Origin of the sequence: Asticcacaulis sp. YBE204 (genome assembly GCF_000495855.1) — a bacterium.
Taxonomy (GTDB): Bacteria; Pseudomonadota; Alphaproteobacteria; order Caulobacterales; family Caulobacteraceae; genus Asticcacaulis.
In genome coordinates this window covers 242,199-260,256 of record NZ_AWGF01000009.1, presented here as the reverse complement: position 1 = coordinate 260,256, position 18,058 = coordinate 242,199, and the positions used below count along the sequence as shown (strand labels likewise).

Below are 18,058 nucleotides of genomic sequence, written 5' to 3'. Positions count from 1 at the left end.
ATCTTTCATGGAAATTGGCAAGCGTGAAAACAAAAACGGCCCCCGACATTGCCGGGGGCCGCTTTACTTACTCCTCCCTGCGCCTTGGCGTGGGGAGGTGGCGCGCCGAAGGCGTGACGGAAGGGGATGACTCCGAAATCCACAGCGCGTTGAATAGCTTGGCGTTATCCCCCTCCGCCTCAACGCTGCGCGTTTCGGCACCTCCCCATCTTCGCCCAAAAGGCTCGATAGAGAGGAGGGAGTGAACCGGTCTTAGTCCAACTTCACCACGACGACCGACTTGGCCGGGATAGTCAGTTCAAGGACGCTGCCCTTGATCTTGCCGCCCTTGAAGGCGACCGGGGCGATGACTTCCTTTTGACCCGGCACGTTGTGGGCGTCGAGTTTGTCGGCGGTGAGAACCTCACCCGATACCGATTTTGCTTTCAGCGTGCCGAGGTTGATGTTCAGCACATAGCCTTCTTTCGCGTTCATATTGGCGACGCCGATATAGACCTTACCGTCCTTGGCCTTGGCGGCGGAGACGTTGAACGCCGGGAAAGTCTGGTCCTTACCGTCCTTGTCCTTGCCGCCGATAAGCGTCGGCGCCGTCACGTCGAGCGGGATAGCGGTCGAATCCTGAAACGGCACGTACATTTTAAACGCGTAATAGGTCGGCGTCAGGGCCATCTTTTCCTTGTCGGTCAGGATCATAGCCTGAAGGACGTTCACCGTCTGCGCGATATTGGTCATCTTCACGCGGTCGGTATAGTGGTGGAAGATGTTGAAATTGACCGCCGCCACAATGCCGTCGCGCAGGGTGTTCTGCTGATAGAGGTGGCCCGGATTGGTGCCGGCCTCGACGTCGTACCAGGTGCCCCATTCATCGACATAGAGCCCGACGCGCTTTTTCGGATCGTGCTTGTCCATGACGGCGATATGCTTTTGCAGCAGATCGTCCATGCGATAGGTCTGATAGAAGGTCGAGTTCCACTGTTCTTCATTGAAGTTCAGCGCCGGGCCTTTCTTGGACCAGTTGGCGGTCGGCAGGGTATAGTAGTGCAGCGAAATGGCGTCCATGTTGCGGGTCGCCATCTTCATCACCACGTCGGTCCAGTTGGTGTCGAAGGCGTTGGCGCCCGATGCCACGCGGGCGCCGGAATTGTCCTTGCCCTTGTGGTAGAAGGCCTCGAAGCGGCGCAGTTCGTTGGCGTAATATTCCGGCGTCATATTGCCGCCGCAACCCCACGACTCATTCCCGATACCGATGAAGGGCACCTTGAACGGGTCCTTGCGGCCATTGGCGCGGCGCTCCTGAGCCAGGGTATCGTCGCCGGGTGAGGTCAGGTATTCGATCCATTCGCGCATTTCGGTCGGGTTCGAGGAACCGACATTGACCGACAGATAGGCGTCGGTGCCAACCTGTTCGACGAAATCGAAGAATTCGTGCGTGCCGAACTGGTTCGACTCAGGCGTACCGCCCCACCAGTTGTTCTTGCGCGACGGGCGTTTGGCGGGATCGCCGATGCCATCGCGCCAGTGGTATTCGTCGGCGAAACAACCGCCGGGCCAGCGGATGACCGGCACCTTGATCGCTTTCAGCGCGCCGACGACGTCGTTGCGGATGCCGCGCGTATTGGGGATAGGCGAATCCTTACCCACCCAAACGCCTTCATAGACGCCCGCGCCGAGGTGTTCCGAAAACTGCCCGTAGATATAGCGCGAGATTTCCGCGCCGGGCTGATCGGCCTTCAAAGTGGCGTCGATCTTGGTTTGAGCCGTGGCGCTCATGGCGGTGGCCGCCATCAAGGCACCCAGTGCCAGAGACTTGAATGGAGTAAATTTCATAGGCCGCTCCCTTTTATATTGTCCTACAATTTGCCGTCGATATGGCCTGATCGGTTTGTGAAAATCAAGGGGCAATAAACAGGTAACCGCCATGAAAACGATCGCAATCCATTGTGCGCTGCGGTAACGCGCCCGTCACGGGCTTTTGACCCCATGTGATCGCTGTACAGGCTAGGTTTAGCAAGGCTCTCCGGAACAGGGGAGGGTTTATAATGGCTTCCTTACGCCGCTTTGGGCCAAGTGAAGCCGGCTGAATCTCCGGCACTACCTTGTCGGATATGGGGTTAATCGTCCCCAAAGCCGTAATGCGAACCTGTAAAGACTGGCTAAGATCATGACCCACCCGCACCGACTTCTGCCGGACCGTGTCTCGCTTTTCCTCGATGTCGACGGCACTCTGGCGCAGATTCGCCCCCGTCCCGAAGACGTCGGACCTGATGTGCGCCGCAACATGCTTTTGCGGCGTGTCGTTAAAGCGCTCGACGGGCGGCTGGCGATTCTTAGCGGTCGCACCATTTCCGAAGTCGACTACATCCTCGAAAACGCCGTCCGCGCGGTGGCCGGCGTCCACGGACTGGAGCGCCGCGATGCCGAGGGCGAGCGCCGCGACTATCTGATTACCAACGAGGTGCGTCAGGCCCTAGATCAGGCGATTCTGGTGCTCAATGCCTTGGCCGAACAAAAACGCGGTGTCCTCATCGAAGCCAAGGGTAAGTCGGTCGGCGTCCATTATCGCCTCAACCCCGAAGCCGAGGATATGGTCCTCACCATCACCCAGAATATCGCGCAAAACTCGCCCCTGTCGCTGCAACTGGGTGATCGTGTCGCCGAACTGCGCGCGCCGGGGCCGGACAAGGGCGACGCGCTGAGGGCCTTCATGAACGAGGTGCCGTTCGAAGGCCGGATGCCGGTCTTTGTCGGCGACGACCTGACCGACGAGCACGCATTCAAGGCCGCGGTAGAGCTGGGTGGTTTCGGTATCCTCGTCGGGCCGGAGCGCGAAACGGCGGCGCGCTTCCGTCTGCCGAACGTGGCGGCAGTGCTCGACTGGCTCGAAGACGGCGTGGCCCACCATGCCTGATCAGTCGCAATCCCTGCATGTTGAAACCGCCACCGAGGTTCAGCCGCAACCGCGTCCGGCCTCGCACGACCTCAACCTCGCTTTGATTGGTAACGGCACGGTGTCGGCCCTGATCGACGCGCGCGCAAACTGGGTCTGGGCCTGCGTCCCGCGTTACGACGGCGACCCGATGTTCAGCAACCTGCTCAGTGGCGTGACGGCGGACAGCGACGACGCGCAGGGCCTGTGGGCCATCGACCTGATCGACTTCGCCACAAGCGAACAGGCCTATGAACGCAACAGCGCCGTTCTACGCACGGTCCTGACCGACCGGCACGGGGCGTCGCTGGAGGTCACCGACTTCTGCCCGCGCTTTACGGCGCATGAGCGGCAATACCGTCCCGTGGCGTGGTGCCGTGTCGTCAAGCCGCTGTCGGGCGCGCCGCGTATCCGTGTCCGTCTGCGGCCCATGCGCGACTACGGCAAGGCCCGCGCGCCGCATTCGTTCGGCTCGAACCATATCCGTTATCTCGGCACCGACACCGACCTGCGCCTGACGACCAATTGCCCTGTGTCGCATCTGATCAACGAGCGCACCTTCCGGCTGGAAGAGAGTTATGCCTTCTTCCTCGGCCCCGACGAATCCTTCTCGACCGGCCTGCTTCAGGGCGTGCGCGACATGCAGGAAAAGACCGACGCCTACTGGAAGCGCTGGGTGCGGACCCTGTCGCTGCCGCTGGAATGGCAGGACGCGACCATCCGCGCCGCCATCGCGCTCAAGCTGTGCGTCTATGAGGAAACCGGGGCCATCGTGGCGGCCATGACGACCTCGATCCCCGAAGCGCCGGATTCGGGCCGCAACTGGGATTACCGCTATTGCTGGATCAGGGACGCCTATTACGTAGTTCAGGCCCTGACGCGACTGGGCGCCGTGGATATCCTCGAAAACTACCTGAAATACTTACGGAACATCGTCGATCAGGCGGGCGAGGGGCCGATCCAGCCCGTCTATGGCATCGGCTTCGGGCCGGACCTGACCGAGACGGTGGCCGAAGACCTGCCCGGCTATCGCGGCATGGGGCCGGTGCGCGTCGGCAACCTCGCCTATATCCAGCATCAGCACGACGTCTATGGCCAGATCGTCCTGTCCTCGGTCCACGCCTTCTTCGACCAGCGCCTGCTGCGTACCGGCACGATCGAGGACTTCACGGCGCTGGAGGCGATGGGGGAACGCGCCTTCGAGGTCTATGACAAGCCCGACGCGGGCCTGTGGGAATACCGGACGCTGTCCAACATCCATACCTATAGCGCCCTGATGTGCTGGGCCGCATGCGACCGGCTGGAAAACGCCGCCGTGGCGCTGGGTCTGACGCAGCGCGCCGCCGTGTGGAAAGAACGGGCGCAGGTGATCCGTGAAGCTATCGAAACGCGTGCCGAGAGCGAAGACGACCAGTCCTTCAGCGCCTGTTTCGATCATGCGCAACTGGATGCCAGCCTGCTGCAAATGATCGACCTGCGTTTCATCACACCCGACGATCCGCGCCATCTGGCGACACTGAAAGCCGTCGAGTCCGGCCTGCGTCGTGGCGAACACATGCTGCGCTACGCCGTGCCCGACGATTTCGGCGAGCCGGAAACCGCGTTTAATTTCTGCACCTTCTGGCTGATCGAGGCCCTGCACTATGCCGGACGTACAGATGAGGCGCGCGAGCTGTTCGGGCAGATGCTGGCGCGGCGTACACCGTCGGGCCTGCTGTCGGAAGACACGTCGTATGAGGACGGCACCCTGTGGGGCAATTTCCCGCAGACCTATTCGCTGGTGGGGATCATTAACTGCGCCGGGCTACTCAGCCGACCGTGGCGCGACATCCGATAACTGTACATGCTTACCCTGAGGAACACCGTATGAGCCGACTGATCGTAGTTTCCAACCGCGTCAATCCCCCCGCCGACACCGCCGTCGGTACGCAGGGGGGGCTGGCCATGGCGCTGTCCGCGGCGCTCCGCGAAGAAAACGGTATCTGGTTCGGCTGGTCGGGGCAGGTGACCGACACCTATACCGGCCATTTGTCGATCCAGAAGATCGGCGGGGTGACCGTCGCCCTGACCGATCTGGAGCAACAGGACGTGCAGGAATATTACAACGGCTACGCCAACCGGACGTTGTGGCCGCTGTTCCATTACCGCACCGACCTCGTGGCCTTCGAGCGGACCTATGACGAGGGCTATCTGCGCGTCAATCAGCGCTTTGCCGATACGCTGTTTCCACTGATCGAGAAGGATGATCTGATCTGGGTGCAGGACTACCACCTGCTGCCGCTGGCGCAAAAGCTGCGCGAGCACGAGGTGAAGAACCGCATCGGCTTCTTCCTGCATATTCCGTGGCCGGCCATGCGGGTGTTTCAGACCCTGCCCAAGCATATGGAACTGGTTGAAACCCTGTTCGATTACGACCTGATCGGATTTCAGACCGAGGACAGCCTCAGCGCGTTTCAGGAATATGTCGTCAATTGCGCCGGGGGCGAATTACATGCTGATGGGCGGCTGACGGCTTTCGGCAAGACGATTCAGGCGGCGGCCTTCCCCATCGGCATCGACGCCGAAGAGTTCATTACGGCGGCCAATTCCGACAAGGCGCTGGCGTTTTACAACCTGATGCGCAATTCGCAGGCCGGGCGCAAGATGATTACCGGCGTCGACCGGCTCGACTATTCCAAGGGGCTGGAGGAGCGTTTTCTCGCCTACGAGCAGTTTCTCAATAACCACCCGCGCATGGAAGGCGAGGTCTTCCTGATGCAGATCGCGACCGCGACGCGCGAGGAGGTCGGCACCTATCAGGACCTGCGCGCGCGGCTCGACAGCCTGTCGGGGCGCATCAACGGTGAACACGCGACCATCGACTGGGTGCCGGTGCGCTACGTCAACCGTGCCTATCGGCGGGATGAGCTGGCCGGGATTTACCGCGCCTCGCAGGTTGGGCTGGTGACGCCGCTGCGCGACGGGATGAACCTCGTGGCGAAGGAATTCGTCGCGGCTCAGGACGAGCGCGATCCGGGGGTGCTGATCCTGTCGGAATTCGCGGGCGCAGCGGCGCAGATGAAGGCGGCGCTGATCGTCAACCCCTTCGACCGTCAGGCCATGGCCGAGGCGATTTCGGAAGCCGTGCATATGCCGCTGAAAGAACGCCGTCAGCGCCACGCGGATCTGCTCGAAGACGTCAAGGCCCGCGACGTGGTGTGGTGGCGCAACGACTTCGTCGCGCGTCTGAAGGGCGAGCCGGTGAGGCTGCACGAAGTCGAGGCGGTAGCCTAATCCCCTCGCCCCTTTGGGGAGAGCCGGGTGCCCGGTGGCGGCTAGGGTGAGGGGGAAACGGCCAGCTACGAGCTTGGTGTTACCATTTTCCCCCTCACCCTGCGCTACGCGCTTCCCTCTCCCCGTAGGGGCGAGGGGAAAGATCAAGGGCCATCTTCGTCACATGGGGCTTCCATCTCAACGCGCCTCTGCGCCAGATAGTCCTCCAGCGGAAGACCGGTGCGCTGCTCGATCAACTTGCGCGCCAGTTTCGGCTCGGTCCGCAGCATCTCGTCGTCGCGCATCCGTTCGCGGCGTTTACAAAACGCAGCGTGTTCGGCCTTACGCACGGTGTCGTCTTTCGCGCGTTGCAGGGCGTCCTCATGTTGATAAATCTCAAGCTTCGTCTTCGCCGCAGCCGCCTCCGATACATCAACACGAGCATAGAGCCGCTCGATGCGATCACCGACGCGCACCGCGCGTTCGATCTCAGGCAGGGTTTCCGGATCGGGCAGCTTTTCCGCACAGACCAGCATCCGGTCGGCGAAGGCGCGCAACCGCGCCCGGCGCTCGTCGGGGGTGAACTGTTCCTTGGGTAGCGCGATCTCTGACATGCGCTTATCATGCGCGCAGGTTTCAGGGGCGGGGATAAGTTTGACGCGTTCGAGCGTTTGTCATTGTCTGCGTCGTACCCCTCCGTCAGCCCTGCGGGCTGCCACCCGCACCGGCGGCCCGGTCCCCATCTTCGCTCATCGCTCGATAGGGAGGAGGAAGTACGCCCTCCTCCCTACGAAGTGGGGTATAGCGCCAGCGAAAGTATAGCTTTCGCAAGCGTTGGGCAGGCTGCGAAGCAGACTGACGGAGGGGTATAACGCAGGATGTTCGACACAAAAAAAGCCGGTCGGAGATGACTCCGACCAGCTGGGGCAGTTTTGGGGGGACGTTGATTAAGCGGCAGCGGCCAGTTGCGACAGTTCCTTCGTCGCACCTTCGATCGCGGCGGCCTTGGCATCCGGCCCGAAAGCCATCTTTTCCGAGCGCACGAAGGTCACGTCAGTGATGCCGATAAAGCCCAGCAGCGTGCGGATATGGCCTTCCTGATGGTCGAACGCCTTGGCGTCGCCTTCGGAATAGAAGCCGTCGCGGGTCTCGATGACCACGGCCTTCTTGCCCTTGACGAGGCCTTCCGGCCCGGCTTCGGTGTAACGGAAGGTGCGGCCCGAGCGCAGCACGTAGTCGAACCAGGTCTTGAGCAGGGCCGACATGCCGAAATTGTACATCGGGGCACCGATGACGATCAGATCGGCGGCTTCGAGTTCCGACACGCGGGCCTCGACGGTTTCGGCCAGTTGCGAGGCCTCGACGCTTTCGCCGATATTGCCGAAGAAGCCGTTGATATTGCTGGCCGACAGGACCGGCAGCGGGTTCACGCCGAGGTCGTTTTCGATGAAGGTCGTCTTGGGATCGGCCTTCAGCAAGTCGGCCTTGTACGACTCGACGAGGGTGCGCGAGACGGAACCTTCGCCCTTGATGGACGAGTTGATGATCAGAACCTTGGACATGGTGATCTCCTTTGATTTTATAACCGTAACAGTTACGATTATAAATAAATGCAGTTTGTGAGCGATGGCAAGAGGTTTGCCTGATTTATTAAAACTTTCCGGCCTGATAGTCGGCGAAGGCCTGATAGATTTCCTGCGACGTGTTCATGACGAACGGTCCGTGGCGGGCGATGGGTTCTTTCAGCGGTTGCCCCAGAACGATCAGCACGCGGGCACCGTCGATCCCGGCGCTCAGCGGCAGATCGGCCCCGAAACTCAGGACCGCCGCCTGACCGCGTTCGACGACCTGGCCGCCGATGGTCGCCTGACCGTCGAAGACGTAGGCGAAACCGGCATGGCCTTCGGGCGTCGGCACGGTGAGCGCGGCCCCGCCGTCCAGCGAGACGTCGGCAATGAAAGGCTTCGTCGTCGGCGACTGGATCGGACCGGTCTGGCCTTGGTACGAACCGGCCAGCAGCTTCACCCAGGCGTCCGAATGGCGGATGACGGGGATGGTCGCGGCGGGCACGTCCTGATAGGCCGGATCGAGCATCTTTTCCTTGGCGGGCAGGTTCAGCCACAGCTGAAAGCCTTGCATCAGGCCGTTTTCCTGCTCCGGCATTTCGGAGTGGACAAGGCCGCGCGCGGTCGTCATCCACTGCACGTCGCCGGGGCCGAGCAGGCCTTCATTGCCCTTGTTGTCGCGGTGGCGCATGCGTCCGGCCAGCATATAGGTGATGGTCTCGAAGCCGCGGTGCGGGTGGTTCGGGAACCCGGCGATATAGGCCTTGGGGTCGTCCGAGCGGAATTCATCCAGCATCAGGAACGGATCGACTTCGGGCAGGGCCTGCGTGCCCAGAACGCGGTTGAGCTTGACGCCGGCGCCGTCGGTGGCCGGGATGCCGCGCACGAGGCGGGTAACGGTACGGATTGAGTCAGACATGTGAATGCCTCCTTCTTGACCGTCTATATAGACCGCTATATCCGTTGTCAGAAGTCTGTCATTGCGAACCACGGTGTTGCATTTGGTGGAACGCTTTAGATCGTCGCGATTACATCCTTCCCTGTTTACGGGGAAGGTGGATTTGACGCGAAGCGGCAAAGACGGAAGGGGGAGGCGGTGTTTCAACCTGGTTTGAAAGCGTTTGTGGATTCTACGGTCTTCCCCCTTCCGTCTGCTCGTAAACTCGCAGCCACCTTCCCCGTAAACGGGGAAGGAGTTTAGGATATTCCCATGACCTCGACCGTAGACCTCGACGACCTTCAGGCCTTTTTCCTTGTTGTGGAAACGGGATCGTTCGCCCGCGCTGCCGACCGGCTGGGGGTCGCCAAGTCCATCGTCTCGCGCCGGGTCGCGCATCTGGAAGACGGCCTGAAAGCACGACTGCTGACCCGCACCGCGCGCGGCACGACGACCACCGAAATCGGGGCGCTCTATTACGAAAAATCGCGCGAGGCGATGGCGCAGCTTGAGGCCGCGCAGGAAGCCGTCACCTCGGCGATGTCGGAGGTCGCCGGGCCCATCCGCCTCTCCGCGCCCTTGAGTTTCGGCGTCTCGCATCTGGCGGAGGTACTGACGGAATTTGCCCTGCGTAATCCGCGTGTGGAACTCGATATCAGCTTCGACGACCGCCGCGTGGATATCCTCGGCGGCGGCTACGATCTGGTGGTGCGCATAGGGGACCTGACCGATTCCAGCCTCGTGGCGCGGCGCATCGGCCATATTAACGCCTTGACGGTGGCCAGCCCCGACTATCTGAGCCGCAAAGGCACGCCCAACGCGCCCGACGATCTGATCGATCACGACTGCCTGCTCTATACCAATGTTGCGCCGGGCGATGTGTGGAAGTTCGTCATCGACGGCGAGGTGCGCACGATCCGCCTACCCGTAAGGCTGCGCACCGACAGCGGCGAAATGCTGCTGCGGGCGGCGGTGGCGGGGTTGGGCGTGGCACGGTTGCCGGCCTTTATCACCAGCTCGGCGGTGGCCTCGGGCGCGGTCGTTCCGGTCCTGACCGCGCACAACACGACCTCGCCCCTGTGCGCCGTCATGCCGCCGGGGCGGGCCAAGACGGCGCGGGTCAGGGCGCTGGTTGATTTTCTGGCGCTGAAGTTTGCGAACGAAGTGCTGTAATCACTTATACCTCCCCGGCGTGCCGAGGAGCCGGTCGGCCGGTGCCGGGGACCGCACGAACGAACGCAGTGAGTGATCGGACCGCCGATGCGGATGTGATGGTGGGGGCTCTCGTTTACTTAAGACGATGTTCGTTGAAACATCGTAAGGCCCCCACCACCATTCGCTTCGCGAACGGTCCCCCTCCCCACGTAGTGGGGAGGTATGAAAGTGACTTAAATCGTCGCCTTGATCGGGCGGACGATGATCTCGTTCACATCGACGGTTGCCGGTTGCAGTAGGGCGTAGCGGATGGCTTCCGCGATAGCCGCGGCGGGGATAGCTTCGGCGCGCAGGTCGCTGAGGAAGGACTGCGTGGCTTCGTGCGTCGTGTGATCGCCCAGTTCCGACTCGGTGACGCCGGGGCAGATGGTCGTGACGCGCACGGTCTGGCTTTCCTGACGCAGGCCTTCGGAAATGGCCCACACCGCATATTTGGTCGCGCTATAGACCGCGCAGGTCGGCCACACACCGTGCGCCGCGATCGAGGCGATATTGATCATATGGCCCGACCCTTGCGCTTCGAAATGCGGTAAGGTGGCGGCGATACCGTGCAGGACGCCCTTCACATTGACGTCGATCATGCGGTTCCACTCGTCCATTTTCAGGGCGTTGAGCGGCGACAGCGGCATGACGCCGGCATTGTTGATCATGACGTCGATGCGGCCGTAAGCTTCGATGGCTTTGTCGGCAAAGTCTTTGGCGCTGTCGGGGTCGGTGACATCAAGTGCGGCGAACTGCGCCGTGCCGCCCTCGGCGGTGATCTCGGCGACCAGCGCTTCCAGACGGTCGGTACGGCGCGCGCCGATGAGCAGTTTGGCACCGTCTGAAGCCAGCAAACGGGCGGTCGCTTCGCCGATACCGCTCGACGCGCCGGTGATCAGGATGACTTTTGACGACAGATTAGACATGGAGGATTTCCTTTCAACAGGCGGTCGATCCGCCGTGCCCTCATCCTCGCCTATTCCAGGTCCGAGGCGGTAGAGCGATGCGCCGCCATGATTGCACGATCCTCCAAATTGTGCTGAGATGCGCTTTCGCCAGTCCGTCGCGTGAGGCATAAGCGGATCGCGTATAAGGAACCGCATACATGGCCAAATCTCATGGATAGTTTGAACCGCCTGAGCGACATCCTCATGGCCCATACCCCCGGCAGCGGGACGTTTGAAACAGCCTATCCGCGCCTATATCTGATCCGCAGCGATCAGCCCACCGAACCCATGCCGACCCACTATGTCGCGGCGGCCTGCGTCATGGTGCAGGGCGCCAAGGAAGTCATGGTGGGCAACCATCTCTATGCGTACAAAGGCGGGCAGTATCTCACTGTATCGGTCGATGTTCCCGCCACGGGTCAGGTGACGGTGGCCTCACCCGAAAAACCCTATCTGTGTCTGATGCTGACGCTGGACGCGGCCTTGCTGGGCGATCTGATTCTAGGCCTCAACGCCCCGTCGTCGGGCGAAATGCTGGAGGCCAGTCTGCGTGTCGACGAGGTGGATGAGCGTCTGGCCGATGCCTGTTTGCGACTGGCGGGCTTGCTTGATCGTCCGCGCGACCTGGCCATGCTGGCGCCGCTGGTCGAGCGCGAAATCCTCTATCTGTTGCTTCAGGGCGAACAGGGCCGCCGCCTGCGCCAGATCGCGGCTTCGGACGGGCGACTGACGCGGGTGAATCGGGCGATCCGCTGGCTGAAGGACAATTACAGCCGGCCGTTTCGCATGTCGGCCCTGACCGAAGCGGCGTCTATGTCGGCCTCGTCGCTGCATGCGCATTTCAAGGCCGTGACCCTGATGAGCCCGTTGCAATATCACAAACAGCTCAGGCTTCAGGAGGCCCGGCAGCTTATTCTGGTCCACGGCCTGGACGCCGCCAATGCCGGTCACAGCGTCGGTTACGACAGCCCGTCGCAATTTTCGCGTGAATACAAACGTCTGTTCGGCGCGCCCCCGATCCGGGATGCGGGGCTATGGGCGCAGAACCGCGAGCGCTTCGCGGTAACCGAAGCGGTCAGTTAGAGGAAGGTGATGTCTGCGAGCTTTGTTGCGCCAGTACATCGACGGGTCTCGGCTCGGTGCGCGGATCGGGGATCAGAAGGGCGACGGCGACGCTGACCACGATGATGACGGCCAGGGCGACGAGCACCAGCAAGGTCTGGCTGCCGGTATCGCGCGGCGGAATATCGTGTTCGGTCTGAAACATCGCCATGGAGGGTCTCCCTGAGCAGATAAGGTTTTACCCTTGCGGAAACCGCGCAAGGTTTCAGCGGATTTCAGACTTGTTATCTGTAAAGAACAGGTGCGGTGTCGCAAGGCGGGGCAAAAATGAAAATGCCGCTTGCCAGTGCCGCGCAATCTGTCCCTAATGGTTACCCCCGTAAGCATTTGGCGCACGGGCGGACGCAGAGGGATGAGCATGGACGACACCGCATATTCGGCCTTACGTAAGGGCGCGGCGGCTTACCTGCATCTCGATCTGCCGCTCGAATGCGAAGCCGGTGTCGTTGAAAATCTGACCTTGCTGGAAAAGCACGCGACCGTGCTTGAAGGCTATCTCTCCAAAGCCGAGGGCGAATGAGCGAATACACCTCAGCGCTGGACCTGGCCGACCGCATCCGCCGCGGTGAAGTCACCGCGCGCGCTGTGGTCGCGCAGGCGCTCGAGGCCGCGCGTACCGATCCGTTCAATGCCTTTACGCGAATGTTCGATAGCCCGCTTGACGACGCGCAGGCGGTGGACGAAGGCCGCATCACCGGGCCTTTGGCCGGGGTGCCGTTCGCGGTCAAGGATCTGTTCGACGTGGCAGGGCAGGTGACCACGGCAGGCGCGCGATTGCGGATCGGCGCCCCGGCAGCGGTACAAGACGCCGAGGCGGTGCGCCGGATGAAGGCGGCGGGCGCGATCCTGATCGGCACCCTGAACATGGACGAATTCGCCTATGGGTTCGCCACCGTCAACGCCCATTTCGGCACGACCAGAAATCCACACGATCCGGAACGGCTGGCCGGCGGCTCGTCCGGCGGATCGGCGGCCAGCGTCGCCGCGGGGTTCGTGCCCCTGTCGCTGGGCTCGGACACCAATGGCTCCGTGCGCGTTCCGGCGTCGCTCTGCGGCGTGTGGGGGATGCGGCCCGCCGACGAAGCCATCCCGCTCGACGGGGTGTTTCCATTTGTGGAACTGCTCGATGCGGTCGGGCCGTTTGCCCGCACCAGCCGCGATCTGAAAGTGTTGTACGAGGTTCTGTCCGGCACGACTTTGAGCGGTGAGGCTGACGGTTTGCGCGTGGCGCGGTTGGACGGGTTTTTCGAGCGCAACGCCGCACCAGAAGCGGTGCGCGCCGTAGACACCGTCATGACGCATCTGGGGTCGGATGGGGTGGCCGAATTGCCCGAAGCCGAGGGTGGACGTTCGGCGGGGTTTTTGATAACGGCGGCCATGGGCGGGGCTTTGCATCTGAACACCTTGCGGGGGCGGGCGATGGACTATGATCCGGCCGTGCGCGACCGGTTGATCGCTGGGGCCATGTTGCCGTCGGGGATACTGGCCAAGGCGCTGCACTATCGCGATATCTACCGCAAAATATTCGCCAAACTGTTTGATCGGTTTGATATATTGGTCGCGCCCGCGACCCCGGTCAGTGCGCCGCGCATCGATCAGGCGACGATCCTTATCGACGGCAAACCCGCCTCGGCACGCGCCAATCTCGGTATCTATGCGCAGGCGATTTCGCCGACCGGCGCGGCGGTCGTGTCGGCACCGGTGAAGACGTCGCGCCTGCCGATCGGACTGCAATTCATCGCCAAACCGGGCGCGGAAGGCGCGCTGTTTGCCCTGATGCACCGACTGGAAGACGAAGGCGTATTGGGCTTTACACAGCCGGGGGGCACCGCATGATTCACACGCCATCGTCTCTGAACGGCATGGTCACCTCGCCGCATCATCTGGCGTCGCAGGCCGGGCTGGATATCCTCAAGCGCGGGGGCACCGCGGCCGAAGCGGCGATTGCGGTGGCGGCGGCTTTGGCCGTCGTCTATCCGCATATGAACTCGATCGGCGGCGACAGCTTCTGGATCGTGCGCGAGCCGGACGGCAGGGTCCACGGTGTCAGCGCCTGCGGGGCGGCGGCACAGGCGGCGACGCTCGACCTCTATAAGGGCCACACAACCGTGCCATGGCGCGGGCCGCTGGCGGCCAACACAGTGGCCGGGACCATCTCCGGCTGGGAAGCCTTGCTGGCGACGGTCCACAACCCGCTGCCGCTGGAAAAGCTGCTGGAGCGCGCCATCGACTACGCCGAAACCGGCGTGGTGATCACCAAGGGCGGGGCGGAAATCGCCGCCGCCAAGGACGCCGAACTGCGCGATCAGTACGGCTATGGCGCGGCGTTCCGGCCCGACGGCGCACCCTTGCGCGAAGGGCAGGTGCTGAAACAGCCCGCCTTGGCGCGGACGCTGAAAAAGCTGGCCCATTACGGTTTGCGCGACTTCTATGATGGGCATGTGGCGAAGGAGATCGCCACCGATCTCAAGGCTGCCGGATCGCCGGTGTCGGCTGAGGATCTGAAAGCGCACGCCGCGACGACACCCGTGCCGCTAACAACGCGGATCGGCGGCGCGGACCTGTACAATATGACTCCGCCGACGCAGGGCTTTGCATCCTTGCTGATCCTCGCCCTGTACGACCGCTTGAAGGTTGTCGGCACCGAGCACTTCGCCCACGTTCACGGCCTCATCGAAGCCACCAAACAGGCCTTTTTGCTGCGCGACCGGCATATCGGCGACCCGGCCTATATGGATTTCGACGCGCAGGGTCTGCTGTCGGATTCGGCGGCGCTCGATGCTCTGGCGGCCAGAATAGACCGCGAACACGCTCTGCCGTGGCCGCACGTGCCTCAGGAAGGCGATACCGTCTGGTTCGGCGTCATCGACCGCGAAGGCCGCGCCGTCAGCGCCATTCAATCGACCTATTTCGAGTTCGGGTCAGGCATCGTCCTGCCGCAGACGGGGATCGTCTGGCAGAATCGCGGCGCATCTTTCCGTCTGACGGAGACGGGGTGGAATGCGCTGAAACCGGGTCGCAAGCCGTTCCATACGCTCAATCCGGCGCTGGCCGTGTTCGACGACGGACGGGTGATGAGCTACGGCACGATGGGCGGCGAAGGCCAGCCCCAGACGCAAGCCGCCGTGTTTTCGCGCTATGCCGCCGGCGTGCCGTTGCAGATTTCGGTGATCATGCCGCGCTGGCTGCTCGGAAAGACCTGGGGCGAGGAGAGCGTGACGCTTAAGCTGGAGGAGCGTTTCGATCCGGCCCTGATCGCGCAGTTGAAAAGTGCCGGGCATCAGGTTGAAATGGTGCCGCATTTTACCTCGGTCATGGGTCATGCGGGCGCTCTGGTGCGTCATGCGAACGGGCGTATCGAAGGCGCGTCCGACCCGCGCTCCGACGGGAGCGTGGCGGCATGGTAGGCGGTTCGCGTGCGGTCGAGCGTTGCGATGCGTTGAAACGCCCGCCCTATTCCGAGGCGGCGGATATGCTGTTTCGGCCTTATCTCAGCGCCGCGCATGACGCGACGATTGCGCAACTGACGGCGTGGATGGCAGAGGCCGGGATGGCCGTGCGCCTCGATCCCGCCGGGAATGTGGTGGGGCGGTACGAAAGTTTTATACCTCCCCAGCTTGCTGGGGAGGGGGACCGCGCTCGCATGGCGAGCGGGGTGGTGGGGGCCGACTCTTGCGTTAGCCCCCCCTCCGGCTTCGCCGGGGTCCCCCCAGTAAACTGGGGGGATATGAAGAGTCTCATCATCGCGTCGCACATCGACTCCGTGCGCGATGGCGGGGCCTATGACGGGCCGCTGGGCGTCATGCTCGGCATCGAGGTCGTGGCGGCGCTGAACGCGCATAATATTCGTCTGCCGTTCGCCATCGAAATCTACGCCTTCGGGGATGAAGAAGGCTCGCGCTTTCCGGCCTCGATGCTCTGTTCGCGCGCCGTGTGCGGGCAGATCGACTACAGTGCGCTGGATGTTGCCGACCGCGACGGCGTGACGCTGGCGGCGGCTTTGGAATCGTTCGGCCTCAACCGCGAAACCTTACTTACCGCTCGGCGCGATTCGTCGGAACTGATCGGCTATCTGGAGGCCCATATCGAGCAGGGGCCAGTGCTGGAAGCCGAAGGACTGGCGCTGGGGGTCGTGACGTCTATCGCCTGTCAGAAGCGGTTTGAAGTCACCGTCACGGGCGTCGCCGGTCATGCCGGGACCAATTCCATGGCCCTGCGCAAGGATGCTCTGACCGCCGGAGCGGAAATGGTGCTGGGTATCGAGGCCGTGGCGCAGGCCGGACCGGAAGACCTTGTGGCGACCGTCGGGCGGATGACCGTCGGCCCCAATGCGCCGAATGTCGTGCCGGGCGAGGTCGTCTTCACCATCGACGTCCGCGCCGGAACCGAAGCCCCGCGCGATCAGGCGGCAGACGCGATTTTACAACAGATTCAGCAGATTGCCGCCAAACGCGGAACGCCCGCCTCAACGCGTCTGATCCACGACCTGCCCGCCGCGCCGTGTGATAAATCAATGATGGAGAAATTGTCGCGCGCCGTCGCGGACGTAACCGGCCAAGCGGCGCGGCCCATCGTCTCCGGCGCGGGGCACGACGCCATGGCCTTTGCCGGGATCACGCCGACCGCCATGCTGTTCATCCGTTGTAAGGACGGTATCAGCCACAATCCGCTGGAGGCCGTCGATCCCGCCGACGTCGATCTCGCTTTCCGGGCCATGCTGGCCTTTGTACAGGACCTTGGAACGACCGATGAGTGACTTTTTTGGCGAGATCAATCCGCCGCAGCGGCTTTTAATGGGACCAGGGCCGGTCAATGCCCACCCGCGCGTGCTACGGGCCATGTCGGCGGACCTGCTGGGGCAGTTCGACCCGGAAATGACCGCCTATATGAACGAGGTGATGGCGCTCTATCGCGGCGTGTTCCAGACGCAGAACCGCTGGACCTTCCTGATCGACGGCACGGCTCGCGCGGGGATCGAGGCGTCGCTGGTGTCGCTGATCGAGCCGGGATCGAAGGTGCTGATCGTACGGTCGGGGCGCTTCGGGCTGCTGCTGACCGAGATCGCCGAGCGTCTGGGGGCGGCCTATTCGACGGTCGACGCGCCGTGGGGCGAGGTCGTGCCGATGGCGCGCATCCGCGAAGCGGCGCTCGATTACCGCCCGCATGTGATTGCCTGCGTCCATGGCGATACCTCGACGACCATGGCGCAGCCGCTGGAAGGATTAGGCGAATTGTGCCGCGAAATCGGGGCCTTGTCCTATGTCGATGCCACGGCGACTCTGGGTGGCATGGCGGTCGAAACGGATAAATGGGGTGCCGATATCGTCACGGGCGGCTTGCAAAAGTGCATGGGCGGACCGTCGGGCTCGGCGCCGATCACGATTTCCGATCGCGCCGCGGAGTTCATCTTCTCGCGCCGTCACACCGAAAAGGGCATCCGCACGACCGATGCCGAAGACGGCGACCGCGCGCGGATCGGCTCGAACTATTTCGACCTGGCCATGATCATGGACTACTGGTCGGACAAGCGGCTCAACCACCATACCGAAGCGACGACCATGCTATACGGCGCGCGGGAATGCGCGCGGCTGGTGCTGGCCGAAGGGCTTGAGGCGCGGTTCGAGCGTCACGCGAAGGCCGGGGCGGCGATGGCCGCCGGCGCGCGGGCGATGGGGCTCACGGTCTATGGCGACGACCGCTACCGCATGACCAATGTCACCGGCATCCATATTCCTCAGGGCATAGATGACGCCGCCGTGCGCCGCCGGATGCGTGAGGATTTCGAGATCGAGATCGGTACGGCCTTTGGGCCTTTGCAAGGGAAGATCTGGCGCATCGGCGCCATGGGCTACAACGCCATGAAGCATAAGGTGTTGATTACGCTGGGGGCTTTGGAGGCGTGCCTGCGCGCCGAAGGGTTTGTCGTGAAGGCTTCGGGGGTCGATGCGGCGCTTAGGTTTTATGAAGAGGGCCGGGGATGAGGGACGTACAGCTTATTCCCTTCGCCCCTGCGGGGTGTAGCGCCCGCGAAAGTACAGCTTTTGCCAGCGATGGGTGGCGCAAAGCGCCGGATGAGGGGACTCTTCAAGACTCCACTTCTACCAATTTCCCC

The 18,058-nt window shown here is 62.7% G+C and carries 16 protein-coding genes; 10 read left to right on the top strand and 6 right to left on the bottom strand.

The window, feature by feature from the left end:
• Positions 1-252: 252 nt before the first annotated feature.
• Positions 253-1,827 carry an alpha-N-arabinofuranosidase gene (locus AEYBE204_RS31985; RefSeq protein WP_023462639.1) on the bottom strand — a complete coding sequence of 525 codons (1,575 nt, stop codon included), beginning with the start codon at positions 1,825-1,827 and terminating at the stop codon, positions 253-255.
• 334 nt (positions 1,828-2,161) lie between these two features.
• Here AEYBE204_RS31985 and otsB point away from each other — a divergent pair, with 334 nt between their 5' ends.
• Genes otsB through otsA form a run of 3 tightly spaced genes read left to right on the top strand, consistent with a single transcriptional unit; the run spans position 2,162 to position 6,199 of the window.
• Positions 2,162-2,908 (top strand): trehalose-phosphatase, encoded by a 747-nt coding sequence (otsB, locus tag AEYBE204_RS31980; RefSeq protein ID WP_023462638.1) that lies wholly within the window; start codon positions 2,162-2,164, stop codon positions 2,906-2,908.
• Complete coding sequence (locus AEYBE204_RS31975; protein ID WP_023462637.1) at positions 2,901-4,763, top strand: glycoside hydrolase family 15 protein; 1,863 nt, start codon at positions 2,901-2,903, stop codon at positions 4,761-4,763. Before otsB ends, AEYBE204_RS31975 begins: the two co-directional genes overlap by 8 nt.
• A gap of 29 nt (positions 4,764-4,792) precedes the next feature.
• Complete coding sequence (otsA, locus tag AEYBE204_RS31970; RefSeq protein WP_023462636.1) at positions 4,793-6,199, top strand: alpha,alpha-trehalose-phosphate synthase (UDP-forming); 1,407 nt, start codon at positions 4,793-4,795, stop codon at positions 6,197-6,199.
• Between the two features lie 143 nt (positions 6,200-6,342).
• On the opposite strand, the gene AEYBE204_RS31965 is transcribed toward otsA, so the two are convergent.
• The 3 genes from AEYBE204_RS31965 to AEYBE204_RS31955 all read right to left on the bottom strand — a co-directional run bounded on the left by AEYBE204_RS31965 (position 6,343) and on the right by AEYBE204_RS31955 (position 8,662).
• Complete coding sequence (locus tag AEYBE204_RS31965; RefSeq protein WP_023462635.1) at positions 6,343-6,792, bottom strand: hypothetical protein; 450 nt, start codon at positions 6,790-6,792, stop codon at positions 6,343-6,345.
• Positions 6,793-7,125: 333 nt separating this feature from the next.
• The gene (locus tag AEYBE204_RS31960; RefSeq protein WP_023462634.1) at positions 7,126-7,740 is read right to left on the bottom strand and encodes an FMN-dependent NADH-azoreductase; all 615 of its coding nucleotides are present in this window, start codon (positions 7,738-7,740) and stop codon (positions 7,126-7,128) included.
• An 88-nt stretch (positions 7,741-7,828) separates the two neighbouring features.
• Positions 7,829-8,662 (bottom strand): pirin family protein, encoded by an 834-nt coding sequence (locus AEYBE204_RS31955; RefSeq protein WP_023462633.1) that lies wholly within the window; start codon positions 8,660-8,662, stop codon positions 7,829-7,831.
• 291 nt (positions 8,663-8,953) lie between these two features.
• On the opposite strand from AEYBE204_RS31955, the gene AEYBE204_RS31950 reads away from it, so the two are divergent.
• Positions 8,954-9,853: a LysR family transcriptional regulator gene (locus tag AEYBE204_RS31950; protein WP_023462632.1), complete on the top strand. Its 900-nt coding sequence runs from the start codon at positions 8,954-8,956 to the stop codon at positions 9,851-9,853.
• 215 nt (positions 9,854-10,068) lie between these two features.
• On the opposite strand, the gene AEYBE204_RS31945 is transcribed toward AEYBE204_RS31950, so the two are convergent.
• Positions 10,069-10,803 (bottom strand): SDR family oxidoreductase, encoded by a 735-nt coding sequence (locus tag AEYBE204_RS31945; RefSeq protein WP_023462631.1) that lies wholly within the window; start codon positions 10,801-10,803, stop codon positions 10,069-10,071.
• Positions 10,804-10,995: 192 nt separating this feature from the next.
• Here AEYBE204_RS31945 and AEYBE204_RS31940 point away from each other — a divergent pair, with 192 nt between their 5' ends.
• The gene (locus AEYBE204_RS31940) at positions 10,996-11,907 is read left to right on the top strand and encodes an AraC family transcriptional regulator (RefSeq protein ID WP_023462630.1); all 912 of its coding nucleotides are present in this window, start codon (positions 10,996-10,998) and stop codon (positions 11,905-11,907) included.
• On the opposite strand, the gene AEYBE204_RS31935 is transcribed toward AEYBE204_RS31940, so the two are convergent.
• Entirely contained in the window at positions 11,900-12,097 is a 198-nt protein-coding gene (locus AEYBE204_RS31935) for a hypothetical protein (protein ID WP_023462629.1), read from the bottom strand. The genes AEYBE204_RS31940 and AEYBE204_RS31935 overlap by 8 nt on opposite strands.
• Positions 12,098-12,304: 207 nt before the next feature.
• On the opposite strand from AEYBE204_RS31935, the gene AEYBE204_RS40355 reads away from it, so the two are divergent.
• The 5 genes from AEYBE204_RS40355 to AEYBE204_RS31920 are packed head-to-tail and all read left to right on the top strand — an operon-like array spanning position 12,305 to position 17,927.
• Positions 12,305-12,466, top strand: a complete 162-nt coding sequence (locus tag AEYBE204_RS40355; protein ID WP_023462628.1) for a hypothetical protein — start codon at positions 12,305-12,307, stop codon at positions 12,464-12,466.
• Positions 12,463-13,782, top strand: coding sequence for an AtzE family amidohydrolase (locus AEYBE204_RS31930; protein ID WP_023462627.1), 1,320 nt, complete (start codon positions 12,463-12,465; stop codon positions 13,780-13,782). The genes AEYBE204_RS40355 and AEYBE204_RS31930 overlap by 4 nt, the downstream gene beginning before the upstream one ends.
• Entirely contained in the window at positions 13,779-15,353 is a 1,575-nt protein-coding gene (locus AEYBE204_RS31925; protein ID WP_023462626.1) for a gamma-glutamyltransferase family protein, read from the top strand. The genes AEYBE204_RS31930 and AEYBE204_RS31925 overlap by 4 nt, the downstream gene beginning before the upstream one ends.
• Positions 15,347-16,702, top strand: coding sequence for an allantoate amidohydrolase (locus AEYBE204_RS0120395; protein ID WP_031230786.1), 1,356 nt, complete (start codon positions 15,347-15,349; stop codon positions 16,700-16,702). Before AEYBE204_RS31925 ends, AEYBE204_RS0120395 begins: the two co-directional genes overlap by 7 nt.
• A complete protein-coding gene (locus tag AEYBE204_RS31920; protein WP_023462624.1) occupies positions 16,695-17,927 on the top strand; it encodes an alanine--glyoxylate aminotransferase family protein in 1,233 nt (410 codons plus the stop codon). Before AEYBE204_RS0120395 ends, AEYBE204_RS31920 begins: the two co-directional genes overlap by 8 nt.
• Positions 17,928-18,058: the final 131 nt, after the last annotated feature.